At 69.7% G+C, this 12,351-nt stretch carries 10 protein-coding genes; 1 reads left to right on the forward strand and 9 read right to left on the reverse strand.

The features are described from left to right. Positions 1-5: 5 nt before the first annotated feature. From JHD63_RS06010 to JHD63_RS06050, 9 genes are all read right to left on the reverse strand, one after another. The gene (locus JHD63_RS06010; RefSeq protein WP_198969835.1) at positions 6-1,232 is read right to left on the reverse strand and encodes an acetyl-CoA acetyltransferase; all 1,227 of its coding nucleotides are present in this window, start codon (positions 1,230-1,232) and stop codon (positions 6-8) included. Further along, on the reverse strand, positions 1,229-2,236 hold the full coding sequence (locus tag JHD63_RS06015) for an NAD(P)H-dependent flavin oxidoreductase (protein ID WP_198969836.1): 1,008 nt from the start codon (positions 2,234-2,236) through the stop codon (positions 1,229-1,231). The genes JHD63_RS06010 and JHD63_RS06015 overlap by 4 nt, the downstream gene beginning before the upstream one ends. A gap of 17 nt (positions 2,237-2,253) precedes the next feature. Continuing rightward, entirely contained in the window at positions 2,254-3,231 is a 978-nt protein-coding gene (locus tag JHD63_RS06020; RefSeq protein WP_233167695.1) for a Bug family tripartite tricarboxylate transporter substrate binding protein, read from the reverse strand. Continuing rightward, positions 3,228-3,962, reverse strand: a complete 735-nt coding sequence (locus JHD63_RS06025) for an alpha/beta fold hydrolase (RefSeq protein ID WP_370590405.1) — start codon at positions 3,960-3,962, stop codon at positions 3,228-3,230. Before JHD63_RS06025 ends, JHD63_RS06020 begins: the two co-directional genes overlap by 4 nt. After that, positions 3,959-5,725 (reverse strand): class I adenylate-forming enzyme family protein, encoded by a 1,767-nt coding sequence (locus tag JHD63_RS06030; RefSeq protein ID WP_198969837.1) that lies wholly within the window; start codon positions 5,723-5,725, stop codon positions 3,959-3,961. Before JHD63_RS06030 ends, JHD63_RS06025 begins: the two co-directional genes overlap by 4 nt. Before the next feature lie 39 nt (positions 5,726-5,764). Beyond that, complete coding sequence (locus JHD63_RS06035; protein WP_198969838.1) at positions 5,765-7,210, reverse strand: carotenoid oxygenase family protein; 1,446 nt, start codon at positions 7,208-7,210, stop codon at positions 5,765-5,767. 11 nt (positions 7,211-7,221) lie between these two features. Further along, positions 7,222-8,940, reverse strand: coding sequence for a phenylacetic acid degradation protein PaaN (paaN, locus tag JHD63_RS06040; protein ID WP_233167697.1), 1,719 nt, complete (start codon positions 8,938-8,940; stop codon positions 7,222-7,224). Further along, on the reverse strand, positions 8,937-9,398 hold the full coding sequence (locus tag JHD63_RS06045; RefSeq protein ID WP_198969839.1) for a lipocalin-like domain-containing protein: 462 nt from the start codon (positions 9,396-9,398) through the stop codon (positions 8,937-8,939). Before JHD63_RS06045 ends, paaN begins: the two co-directional genes overlap by 4 nt. A 238-nt stretch (positions 9,399-9,636) precedes the next feature. Further along, a complete protein-coding gene (locus tag JHD63_RS06050; protein ID WP_198969840.1) occupies positions 9,637-10,521 on the reverse strand; it encodes a LysR family transcriptional regulator in 885 nt (294 codons plus the stop codon). Between the two features lie 90 nt (positions 10,522-10,611). On the opposite strand from JHD63_RS06050, the gene JHD63_RS06055 reads away from it, so the two are divergent. Next, positions 10,612-12,339: an acyl-CoA dehydrogenase family protein gene (locus JHD63_RS06055; protein WP_198969841.1), complete on the forward strand. Its 1,728-nt coding sequence runs from the start codon at positions 10,612-10,614 to the stop codon at positions 12,337-12,339. Positions 12,340-12,351: the final 12 nt, after the last annotated feature.

Here is a 12,351-nt window from a genome sequence, read left to right on the forward strand (position 1 = left end):
CCTCCCTAGACCGCGCCGCGGGCCACCACGAAGCTCACCACGGTCGCGCAGGACCCCCCGATGTTGAGCGTCTGGATGCGCTCGGCGCCGTCGATCTGGCAGTCGCCGGCCTGGCCTGTGACCTGGCGCGCCGCGTCGAACAGCATGCGCGCGCCGGTGGCGCCCACCGGATGCCCGCAGCCGATCAGGCCACCGCTCATGTTGACCGGACAGCGGCCGCCAGCCTCGATGCTGCCGTCTTCCACCGCCTGCCAGCTCTGTCCCGGCGCGGTGAGACCGAGGTGGTCGATGGCCAGGTACTCGGTGGTGGTGAAGCAGTCGTGCGTCTCCACGCCGTCCACGGCCTCGATGCCCGGCACACCGGCGCGGCGCCAGGCATCCTCGATGGCCTGTCGCAGATGGGGAAAGACGTAGGGCTGCCCGCGGCTGCGCTCGAACTTGTCGGCCAGCCGCAGACCGGCGTTGCGGTGCCCCCAGCCGGCGATGCGCGCCAGACGTCCGGGCGCGCTGCTCCTGGCGCGCACGAAGCGCTCGGAGGCCAGCACCACGGCGCAGGCGCCGTCGGTCACCTGGCCGCAATCCTGGCGGCGGGTGCCGGGTTCGATCACGGGGTTGGCCTGGTCGTCATCGGTGAAGCTCTGCGCGTCGAAGCGCCACTGCCGGGTCTGGGCCAGCGGGTTGCGCCGCGCGCTGGCATAGTTGAGTTCGGCGATGCGGTTCAGGTGACGCCGGTCGAGGCCGTAGCGCAGTTCGTACTCGCGCGCCACCTGGCCAAAGGCAGCCGGCCACATGAAGGTGCAGTCGATGTCCTCGCGGCCCTGCCAGGCGGCGGCGTTCTGGTTCTGCGACGCCACGTGGCCGGGCAGGTTCTTGAACTCCTCCACCCCCAGCACCAGCACGCAGTCGTAGCGCCCGGCCTCGATCTCGGCCATGGCCGCCAGCACGCCCAGCGAGGACGAGGCGCAGGCGCCCTCGTGCCGCATCGCCGGCACGCCCCAGAGTTCGGGCACCACCTGCGCCACCATCGCGCCCAGGTGCGCCTGCTGGCGCTGCAGTTCGCCAAAGGCGTTGCCGACATGGATGCTCTGCACCTCGGCCGCCTCGACCCGGGCCGCTGCCAGCGCGCCCAGCGTGGCCTCGCGCGTCATGTCCGAGAGGTCCTGGCCGTGGCGTGACCAGGCCTTGGCGAAGTCGGTCTGGTAGCCGCCGAGGACGTAGACCTGCGTGCTCATGCGACGCTCCTCAGGCGTGCGCCCGGCGAAGGCGCGGCGCCGTCCGCGTACGACAGGCCACCGAACCGTGCACGGGCCTGCGCGAATTCGCCGGCCAGCCGCTCGACGATGAGCGCCACCGGCTCGACCGCGCGGGTGGCGCCCACGCCCTGCCCGGCCGCCCATACGTCCTTCCAGCGCCGCGCCGCCAGAGTCTGGCTGCTGTCGTACTGGCGGGTCGGCGCCTGCGGCATGTTGTCGGGGTCCAGGCCGTTGGAGATCAGCGAGGCCCTGAGCCAACTGGCCGGCGTGCCGGTGACGCCGGCGCTCACCACCAGGTCGTCGACCGTGCTGTCGACCAGCATCTGCTTGTAGTCGGCATGGGCCATGCTCTCCGCGGCGGCGATGAAGCGCGTGCCCATGTAGACATAGTCGGCGCCGCTGGCGATGGCGCCGGCAATGCCGCGCCCGTCGCTGATGCCGCCGCCGAGCACGATGGGGCCGTCGAAGAACTCGCGCACCGCGCTGACGAAGGCAAAGGGCGAGAGAAATCCGGTGTGTCCGCCGGCACCCGCGCAGACGCAGGCCAGGCCATCGGCGCCGGCGGCCGCGGCCTTGCGCGCCAGCCCCAGGCTCACCACGTCGGCGAACACCAGGCCGCCGTAGCCATGCACCACCTCAATCACCGGCTTCGGGCTGCCCAGCGCCGTCACGACGATGGGCGGACGGTAGCGCGCGACCAGTTCCAGGTCCTGCGCCAGCCGCGTGTTGGACGAATGCGTGACCAGATTGGCGCACCAGGGGCCGATGGTGGACGCGGGCTGCTCGTCGCGCGCATGGGCCAGACCTTCGGTGATCTGCTTCATCCAGGCGTCGAGCGTCTCGATCGGCCGCGCATTGGGCGTGGGGAATGCGCCCACGATGCCGGCCTTGCAGGCGGCCAGTACCAGCTCGGGACCGGAAATCAGGAACATCGGGGCGGCAAACACCGGCAGCCGCAATGGGAAGGACGCAGGGGACACCATGGGATCAACCTTGTTGTTCATTCAGCGGCCTTGAAGCCGGAAATCTTCACCGCCTCGGCCCAGCGCCGGGAATCAGCGCGGGCGAACCGGGTGAACTCGTCGGGCGTGGAGGGCAAGGGCTCGAAGTCCATCGCGCGCCACTGCTCCTTGATGTCGGCCGACTGCAGAATCCTGATGAATTCGGCATTGAGCCTGTCGACCACCGCGCCCGGCGTGGCGGCTGGCGCAACGATGGCCGCCCAGATGTAGATCTCGAGATCCGGGTAGCCCTGCTCCCGGAAGGTGGCGACCTCGGGCATCAGCGGCGAGCGCTGCGGGCTGGTGACGGCCAGCACCTTGACCTTGCCCGCATCGACCTGCGGCTTGACCGCCAGCAGCGGCAGAAAGGCTGCATCGACCTGGCCGCCGACCAGGTTGGTCACGGCCGGTGGCGTGCCGTTGAAGGGCACGTGGACCATGTCGATACCTGCACGCTGGTTCAGGATCACGCCCGCGAAATGCGAGGAGTTGCCGGCCGTGAACGAGGCGAACGACACCTTGCCCGGCCGCGACTTGGTCCAGGCGACGAACTCGGCGACGTTGCGCGCCGGCACGCTATTGTTCACCGCCATCACCATTGACGCCCCAAGGAAGTTGGTGACCGGGCGAAAGCTCTTGTCCGGGTCGTAGGGCAGGCGTGCGAAGGTGTGTGGGTTGATGGTGAACATGCTGGTATTGGCCAGCAGCAGCGTGTAGCCGTCGGGCGGCGCCGCCATCACCGTTTGCGCGGCGATGATGCCGGAGCCGCCGGGCTTGTTGTCGATCAGCAGCGGTTGGCCGACGCGCTTCTGGAAGGCCTCGGCCACCTGTCGCAACGCCGTGTCCAGCGTATTGCCGGGCGCGAACGGCACGACGATGCGCAGCGGCCTATCGGGAAAGCCCTGCGCCCGCGCCCCGAAGGGTAAGGCCAGCAATGACATGGATCCGAGTCTTTGCAGTGCGCTGCGTCGTTTCATGCTTGCGTCTCCTTGCCTGTGCATGCGCGCCCCAGCAACGTGCCGATCAGCGAGGCCACGCGGGCGGGTTGTTCGATCGGCGTCATGTGACCGGCGTCCTCTATCCACTCCAGGGCCGCGCCCGGGATCAGGCCAGCCAGCGCTTCGGACAGCGCCGGCGGCGTGATGCGGTCCTCGCGCCCGCACATCACCGACACCGGTAGCGCAAGCGCCGCCAGCAGGGACCGGTGGTCGGCGCGTTCCATGATGGCGCGGTTCTGCCGGATCGCAGTGGCAGCGCCGACCTCGCGCAGCAGCGCGCCCAGTTCGTCCATCACCTCCGGGCGGCTCTGGCTGGCGGCGGCGGTGCTGAACTGCGCAATGCCGGCAGCGGCCTTGTCGAAGTCGCGCTCCATCGCGGCGATCGTCTTCTCGCGCGCAGCCCGGCCTTGCGGCGTCTCCGGCTGCGCCGAGGTGTCGAGCAGGCCGAGCGCCGCCACCGGGCGGCGTGCACTGGCCAGCATCTCGATGGCCACGTAGCCGCCCATCGAGAAGCCGCACAGCACCAGCGGCACATCGGCGGGCACGTCGCCGAGCAGGGTCCAGGCATCGCGCGCCATTTCGGCGATGCTGGACTGCGTCTGCACGTCGGCCACGCGCACCTCAGCCCGCTCGGCCAGGAGCGGCCGCACGTGGCGCCAGACTGCGGGCGTATTGAGCATGCCCGGGATCAGCAGCAGCAGCGGCTTCACGCTGGTGCCCTCGTGGACTGCCGCGCGGCCTCGGGCGGGGCGAGCAGGCGCGCGCGCTCGCGCAGCTCGCGCTTGAGGATCTTGCCGACCGGATTGCGCGGCAGCTCGTCGAGCGGCAGCAGGTATTCGGGCAGTTTGTAGACGGCCACGCGCTTGTGCTCACGCAGGAAGTCAACGATGCGCTCCAGCGTCAGCGGCGCGCCCTCGGCCGAGACGACGCAGGCACAGACCTTCTCGCCCAGCGTGGCGTCGGGCACGCCGACCACGGCCACCTCGCGCACGCCGGGGCACGCCAGCAGCAGGCTTTCGATCTCCTCCGCCGAGATGTTGACGCCACCGCGGATCACTAGGTCCTTGGAACGGCCCACGTAGCGGTAGTACTGCAGGCGGTCGCCGGCGATCTCGAACAGGTCACCGGTGCGATAGAAGCCCTGGTCGTCGAAGGCACGCCGGCTCAGCTCGGGCGCGCTCCAGTAGCCGCTGAAGATGGTCGGTCCGTCGAAGCGCAGCTCGCCGGGCCGGCCGGCCACCACGATGTCTTCGCCGGTTTCGGGATCGACCAGGCGCGTGCGGATCTTGCGCGTGGTCGAGATGCTCCACTCGTGCCCGGTCACGCCGGCGCGCGGAAAGAACTGGGCGCGCAGTTCCGGCTCCGGAATGTCGACGTGGTTGCCCGACAGCGCCGCGCCTTCGTTGGAACCGAAGTAGTTGACGATCTGCACGCCGTACCTGTCGGCGAAGCCGCGCACCATCCATTCCGACAGCGGCGCCGAGCCTGAGCCTATGCGCGCGAGCCGCTCGAAGTCGATGCCGGCCAGCAACTGCTCGTTCTGCAGCAGGGTGTTGAGGATGGCCGGCGCGGCCACGGTGTAGTCGATGCGCTCCTCGCGCAACTGCTGCAGGAACACCGGCAGCGAGAACGGCTGGTGCTGCACCACGGTCCCGCCCAGCACCAGCCAGCCCGCGAACGCGGTGGAGAGGCCCGCCATGTTGACCAGCGGAAACGGGTTGAGCAGACGCGCGTGCGGCCGGATCTCACCGGCCTCGATGATCGAGGGCGCAACCACCAGCCATTCGTTGTGGCTGCGCGGCACGCCCTTGGGCGCGGCCTCGGTGCCGGAGGTCCAGCAGATGGTGAACACGTCGTTCGCGCTGACGGCGGCGGCGCTCTCGGCCTGGGCCAGCCGCCGCCGATCCGCCTCGCTCGGGACGCAGCGCAGGGCGGCCCCGACATCGACCGCGCCCGGCTCCGCCGCCTCGCCCCAGGCCAGCACGGTGCTCAGCGCCGGGTGCTCGGCGCGCAGGCCGACGAACATACGCGCCGCGCCATGGCCGCCGCCAGGCTTGCCGATGCGCGAGAAGGTCACCGCTGCGGCCGCCCGCGTGAGAGAGAGGATATGGCCCAGCTCATGCTCGCGGTATTGCACCGGTACCGGCGTGACGATGATGCCCAGCCGCGCGCAGGCCAGGTAGACCACGAACTGCTCGACACCGTTGGGCATCTGTACCACCAGCACCTCGTCGCGCCGGATGCCGCTGGCCAGCAACAGCAGGCTGAAGCGATCGACCTCCTCGCCCAGTTGCGCCCAGCTCAGCCGGCGCGGCGTGCCGTGCGCGAACTCGGCACGGTTGGGCGCGTCGACCACCGCCTCGGCCTCGGGTCGCGCGTGCAGGTGCTGCACGAACAGCGACCACAGCGTCTGTTCGCCCCACCAGCCGCGCGCGGTGTAGGCATCGATCTTGTGTTGCGGGATCAGGATCACGGTGGATTTCCTTGTGACGGACGGACCGTCTGACGCCCTTCAATAGCCGCGCGCGAGCCGCTCGCCGCTGACCCAGGTGGCATGGAAGCCGTTGGGCACGCGCTGCGGCAGCCGGATGCGCGCCACTGGCCCCTGCGCGACGTCACGCGCATCGAACACGGTCACGAACGAGGCCTTCTTCGCACCATCCCACAGGAAGCCGACCAGGTAACCGTCGTCCTCGGCCTGCCAGCCATCCCTGGGCGCGAAGGGCGCCTCGCTGAACCACTTGTCCACGCCCTCGTGGTAGCTGGTGCAGGTGCCGCGCTCCAGATCCTGCCGCACGAAGCCGCAGAAACGCGGGTCTTCTGCGCGGTTGCTGCGGCCCATGAGCACGTTCCACGAGTAGCGGGTTTTGTAGCCCTGCATCCAGGAGTTGATGACCGGGAACTCCTGGTTCACGATGTCGTCGAGCACCCGCTCGCGGGTCTGGCCGGTGCGCAGGTTGAAGCGCCATTCGTAGAACATGAAGTCATGCTCCAGGTTGGCCAGCATCTTGGGAAAGCGCTCCACCTCGATGTTGCCGCGCCAGTCGCGCGGCAGCCGGAACGGCGTGCCGGTCATGACGATCTCGGTGCCGCCCTGGCCGTCGTCCTCTTCCCAGGCGTTGGACACGTGGTACATGTAGGTCGGACTGGCCTCGAACCAGCGGATTTGCTCGGGCGTGCCATGGCGCGGAATGACGCCGAAGCGCGAGGGCAACTGGTGGTGGAACTTGAGCTTGTGGCGCCCGGCGGCGAAGGCGTCCATGTCGTAGAACAGCGGCAGGTCGTGCACCACCGTGTGGTTCGGCGTGACCGCCATGTCGTGCGGCAGGCGCGGGCCGGGAAGTTGCACCGGCATGAAGGTCTGCAGCTTGCCGAAGCGGTCCATCACGCCGTAGTGCATGTAGGGCGCCTCCTTGCCGTAGGCGAAGAACAGGAATTCGCCGGTGCGCTCGTCCACCTTGGAATGCGCCGACACCGGCAGGCCCTTCATGCGCGGATCGAAATCGATCTTGCCGACGGTTGACAGGTCGCGCGGGTCGCACTGGTAGACGTCACCTCCCAGGTACCACATGGAGACGAGCTTGCCGGCGTAGAACTTGACGTCGGTGTTCGAGGTGTTCTTCATCGGCATGTCGGGCCGGTCCTTGCGCGGCGGATCCTTGATGCCTTGCCACAGCGCGGTGCCGGCCGCCATCTCTTCGCGCAGGGCATCGGTCTGGACCCAGCGGTTCTGGTACCGGGCGCGGCCGCCCTCGAAGCGCACCGCATGCAGCATGCCGTCGCCATCGAACCAGTGGTAGCGCCCCGTTGCCGCGAAGCGGCGGTTCGGGCCATTGCGCACATGCAGACCGGTGAGGTCCTTGGGGATCTCGCCCTCCACCTCGGTCAGGTCGAGCGTGAACTCCTGCTCGATCGGCGCGAAGCCACCACTGAGCACGGGAATGTCGTTGTGTCCCATTCGTTTCTCCTTCAGGCAATGGCAGGGGGTGCGGGGCGGCGCGACTGCACGATGCGGAAACGCCCGGCCACGAAGGCCGCGTCGGTCAGGCTGGCGTTGCCGGCAGGGTTGAGCCCGGTCACGTGGTAGTCGCTGTACGCGGCGGCGAAGTTCAGCGGCATCGGGCCGGTGAGGTTGATGGTGAGCTGGGCGCCGGCGCGTGCATAGGCCCGCTCTGCGCGCTCGATGTAGTCCTCATCGGTGGAATACAGGAACGCCGTCAGCCCGCCGAACTCCGTCACGTCCCGGCTGGCCTGGGCCAGGGCATCGCCCGCGTCCGCGCAGGCGATCACGAAGCTGACCGGGCCAAAGCGCTCCTGGCCATAAAGATCGCGCTCGGCCGTGGTGAGCTGCAGCATCAGCGGCGTACTGGTGCGCGCCTGCGGAAACTCCGGATGCGCATAGGCGGCCGGCTGCAGCAGCACCCGACCGCGCCGTGCGCCCTCCTGCTGCAGGCGCGCGAGCAGGTCCAGGGTCCGCGGCGACTGCAGCGTGGCCAGGATCATGGCGGCCTTCTTCGGGTCGGCGGTGAGCGCGCTCACCGCGTCGGCCAGGCGGCGCGCCACCTCGTCGAGCGGCACCAGGCCTTGCGGCGTGCGCACGCCGCAGGCGGGCATGTAGATGTTCTGCGGACTGGTGCACATTTGCGCGCTGAACAGGCACAGGGTCGTGGCCAGGCTGCGCAGCACCGCGTCCAGGTCGTCGGCCGACTCCAGCACCACGGTATTGCAGCCCGCGGTTTCGGTGAACACCAGGGCCGGATGCGCATGGCGCTCGACCCAGTCGCCGAACGCCACGCTGCCGGTGAAGTCGACGATGGCGGTCTTCGGATGCTGCACCAACTGCTTGCCCAGAGGCTCGTCCACGGTGTCGAGCGCCAGCGTGACCAGGTTGGGATCGAAGCCATGCTCGGCCAGCACGTGGCGGAACGCCCGCACCGAAATCGCCATCGGCAGCACCGTGGCCGGGTGCGGCTTGACGATGACCGCATTGCCCGTGGCCAGGCTGGCCAGCATCGAAGGCCAGGCGTTCCATGTCGGGAAGCTGGCGCAACTGAAGCACACGGCGACGCCGCGCGGGACAAGCCGGTAGCGCTTGTGCAGCGCGATCTGGGCCGAGCCGAAGGCGCGCTGCCAGTGCGCGGTGGGCGTGACCGCGTCCATGGCCTGCCTGGCATGGACCAGGGCCTCGATGCCGCGATCGAGCGCGTTGACGCCCGAACCCGTGTAGGCCATGTTGAAGCTCTGGCCGGCGGTGTGCATGACCGCGTGCACGATTTCGAACAGGTGCTCGCGGTAGAGCACGTCGAGCACCTCCATCAGCACGCCGATGCGCGCGTCGATCGCGGCCGCCGCCCAGTCGCCGATGGCGGACTCGGCCGCCTCGAACAGCGCATCGATGTCCGCGCGCGGGTAGACGATGCCCAGCGGCTGCTGGGTATAGGGTGAGATTTCCTCGCCGACCTGCTGGCCGACGCCGGGCGCGCCGGGCTGCCCGAGCACGAAGGGCCGCCCTAGTTGCGCCTCGAAGGCGGCGCGGCCGGCGGCCTGGGCAGCGGCGCTGTCGGGGTACTTGGCCGGCAGCTCCGGATAGGGACTCCAGGCATGGCGCTCGCGGCAGGCGATCACCGCACGCTCGAAGATGGCACGGTGCGCCTCGAACATCGGCAGGGGCGACAGCACGGCGCTCATGTGCGTGCCCAGACCAGACGATGCTGGCGCGCAATGATGCTGCCGGGCAGCGTGTCGGAAGCCGACAGCGTGAGCCGGCCCTGCGCGTCGAAGTCCATGTCGCGCACCTGCCGGGTGCCCACGAAGTTCGGATTGAGCGCATGGGTGATGCTGTGCACCACCTGCTGCCGGCCCTCGGACTCGCGCAGGGCGTAGCGCCCGGCGTACTGGAAGTAGCTCTCGAACGCGGCCAGCCGCTCGGCCTCGGGCGCGCTGCGCACGCTCTCGCTCGACAACCGGCTGCGCCCCGCCCGCGCGATGCAGGCGCTCATCCAGCCGTCGCTGCTGTAGAAGATCAACCCGCTGGCCGCGTCGCCGTAGGGCAGCGTCGGGGAGCGGCCGTCGCCGTAGCGGATATCCCAGCACACCAGTTGCCATGTGCCGAGCAGGGGATTGCGGCCATGCGTCGCGTCAGGCATCGACTTGCCTCCAATAGCTTTCTTAGTTGAACTCAGTTTAGGACGATGGGACCATGACCGCAACGCGGCTTTTCCGCAGACCTGTCGCGCAGGCGTCCGCCGGCCCGCTCACGCGCCACGCACGGTGAATGAATCCCGGAGGCCGCAGATCAGGCCATGCGCAGACACCGCGGGGCCGCAGCACGGCTTCATTGAAAGACAGGCAAAGACGCGAGGCGCGCAGCCTGGGGTGTTCCAGTCACCCCGGCAGACTGGCCACGACCCCCTGCAGCAGGCGCTCGACCAGCACATTCGCCGGCCCCGCGCGCCAGACCCCATAGGCCTCCGACTGCGCCACGCCATGCTCGAGCGGGCGGAACACCGCACCGCGCAAGGCCGATCGGCGCATGGCATGCGGCACCAGCGCCACCCCCAGGCCCTGCGACACCAGCGACACCACCGCCAGCCAGTGCCGCACCTCATGCCGCACCTCGGGCCGGAAGCCGCCTTGGGCGCAGATCGACAGGATGCGCTCGTGGTAGTCCGGCGACACGCTGCGCGCGAACAGCACGAAAGGCTCTTCTCGCAGATCGTCGAGCGCCAGCACGCGCTTGCGCGCCAGCCGGTGCTGCGCCGGCAGGCAGCAGACAAAGGGCTCCACCAGTAGCAGTTGTTGACGCAGTTGCGCCGGCATGCGGCTGGTATGGACGAAGCCCAGGTCAAGCCGGTCGTGCAGCAGTTCTGCGATCTGCTCGCCCGAATTGAGTTCGGCCAACGTGATGCGCACCGCCGGGTGCCCGGCCTGGAAGGCGCGCAAGGCCTGCGGCAGCCCGCGGTACAGCATGGCGCCGACAAAGCCGATGCGCAGCCGCCCTGCCGAGCCGGCGGCCACGTCGCGCGCCTCCAGCGCGGCTTCCTCCGCCTGCGCCAGCAGGCGCCGCGCCGAAGCCTGCAGCGCCTGCCCGGCGGGCGTCAGGCGCACCTCTTTGCTGTTGCGCTCGAACAGGCGCGCGCCCACGCTGTCTTCCAGTTGGCGGATCGCCACCGACAGCGGCGGCTGCGAGATCGCCAGCCGCGCCGCGGCACGGCCGAAGTGCAGTTCTTCGGCCAGCACGGAGAAGTAGCGCAGGTGACGCAGCTCCATGAATAGTCAAATCAAATCGAACAAGACCAATTTGATATTAGACACGGATCATTGCGGCTTCAACAATGCGGCGAACCAGGAGACAAACGCATGTCAAACGCCGCCCCCACCGGCGTCGCGCCAGAAGCCGCGCACGCCCATCCTATTCCCGACCGCCACGGCCAGAACCTGTTCACCGCCGACACCGAGCTGCACCGCCTGCTCGCGCTGTACCTGCCCGACGACCTGCGGCGCCACATGCTGCCGCATTTCGAGCGCCTGGGCGGGCTTGCCGGCGGGCGGCTGGACGAGCTTGCCGGCACCGCCGACCGCAACCCGCCCACGCTCGAACACCGCAGCCGCACCGGGCTCGACGCGCAACGGGTCGTCAAGCACCCGGCCTACGTCGAGATGGAGCGCCTGGCGCTCAGCGAGTTCGGCCTGGGCGCCATGTCGCACCGCGACGAAACCCTGGGCTGGAAGGGCAGGATGCCGCCGCTGGTCAAGTACGTGCTGACCTACCTGTTCGTGCAGGCCGAGTTCGGCCTGTGCTGCCCGGTGTCGATGACCGACTCGCTCGCGCGCACGCTCAGGAAGTTCGGCAGCCCCGAATTGGTGGCGCGCTTCCTGCCGCGCTTCCAGTCGCTCGACTTCGACACCCTGGCTCAGGGCGCCATGTTCATGACCGAGCAGGCCGCCGGCTCCGACATCGCCGCCACGCTCACCCGCGCCACGCAGGACGCGCACGGCCAGTGGCGCCTGTGGGGCGACAAGTGGTTCTGCTCCAACCCGGACGCCGACTTCGCCATGGTGCTCGCGCGCGCCGACGGCGCACCGGCCGGCATGAAGGGCGTGTCGCTGTTCCTGCTGCCGCGCGAACTCGACGACGGCGCGCACAACCACTACCGCATCATCCGGCTCAAGCACAAGCTGGGCACGCGCTCCATGGCGAGTGGCGAGATCCGGCTCGAAGGCGCCGTGGCCTACCTCGTGGGCGAAGCCGGCCGCGGCTTCCAGCAGATGGCCGACATGGTCAACAACTCGCGCTTGTCCAACGGCGTGCGCTCCGCCGGCCTGATGCGGCGCGCGGTGGCCGAGGCCGAATTCATCGCCCGCGAGCGCCGCGCCTTCGGCCGCGCGCTGGCCGACATGCCGCTGATGCGGCGCCAGCTCGACAAGCTGCGCGTGCCAGCCGAGCAGGCCCGCACCATGGTGTTCCAGACCGCGCAGGCGCTGGCCCGCTCCGACGCCGGAGAAGACGGCAGCTACCCGCTGCTGCGCATCCTCACGCCGCTCATCAAGTTCCGCGCCTGCCGCGATGCGCGCAAGGTCACCGGCGACGCCATGGAAGTGCGCGGCGGCTGCGGCTACATCGAGGAATGGAGCGACCCGCGCCTGGTGCGCGACGCGCACCTGGGCTCGATCTGGGAAGGCACCAGCAACATCGTGGCGCTGGACGTGATCCGCGCGGTCAGGCGCGAGGGCTCGCTGCCGGTGCTGCGCGCGCACTGCGAAGCCCTGCTGGCCGAAGCGGCGCAGGCCCCATCCGTCACGCCTGCCTTCCTCGACGCGCTGCGCCGCGCGCTGCACGGCGCCTGCGCCCTGGCCGAAACCGCCGCGCGCGAGGGCGGCGAGGTGCTGGCGCGCCAGGCCGCCTCCGCGCTCTACCACTGCACCAGCGCCTGCGCCATGGCGTGGGAGGCCGCGGCCGGCGGCTCGGCCGATCGCCTGCGCTGGGCCCAACTGGCCTTGCTGCACCGCGTGCTGCCGCGCGACCCGCTGGCGCCGGACGAGCTGCCCGCCGGCTGGACCGCCGTGGCCGCGCGCGCCCTTGCCTGACGCCCTTTCATC

It is taken from the genome of Xylophilus sp. ASV27 (assembly GCF_016428875.1).
GTDB lineage: Bacteria > Pseudomonadota > Gammaproteobacteria > Burkholderiales > Burkholderiaceae_C > Xylophilus.

Excerpts from the sequence above, each read along its gene's own strand:
- JHD63_RS06010 (WP_198969835.1), bottom strand. The coding sequence starts at position 1,232 with ATGAGCACGCAGGTCTACGTCCTCGGCGGCTACCAGACCGACTTCGCC.
- JHD63_RS06015 (WP_198969836.1), bottom strand. The coding sequence starts at position 2,236 with ATGGTGTCCCCTGCGTCCTTCCCATTGCGGCTGCCGGTGTTTGCCGCC.
- JHD63_RS06020 (WP_233167695.1), bottom strand. The coding sequence starts at position 3,231 with ATGAAACGACGCAGCGCACTGCAAAGACTCGGATCCATGTCATTGCTG.
- JHD63_RS06035 (WP_198969838.1), bottom strand. The coding sequence starts at position 7,210 with ATGGGACACAACGACATTCCCGTGCTCAGTGGTGGCTTCGCGCCGATC.
- paaN (WP_233167697.1), bottom strand. The coding sequence starts at position 8,940 with ATGAGCGCCGTGCTGTCGCCCCTGCCGATGTTCGAGGCGCACCGTGCC.
- JHD63_RS06045 (WP_198969839.1), bottom strand. The coding sequence starts at position 9,398 with ATGCCTGACGCGACGCATGGCCGCAATCCCCTGCTCGGCACATGGCAA.
- JHD63_RS06050 (WP_198969840.1), bottom strand. The coding sequence starts at position 10,521 with ATGGAGCTGCGTCACCTGCGCTACTTCTCCGTGCTGGCCGAAGAACTG.
- JHD63_RS06055 (WP_198969841.1), top strand. The coding sequence starts at position 10,612 with ATGTCAAACGCCGCCCCCACCGGCGTCGCGCCAGAAGCCGCGCACGCC.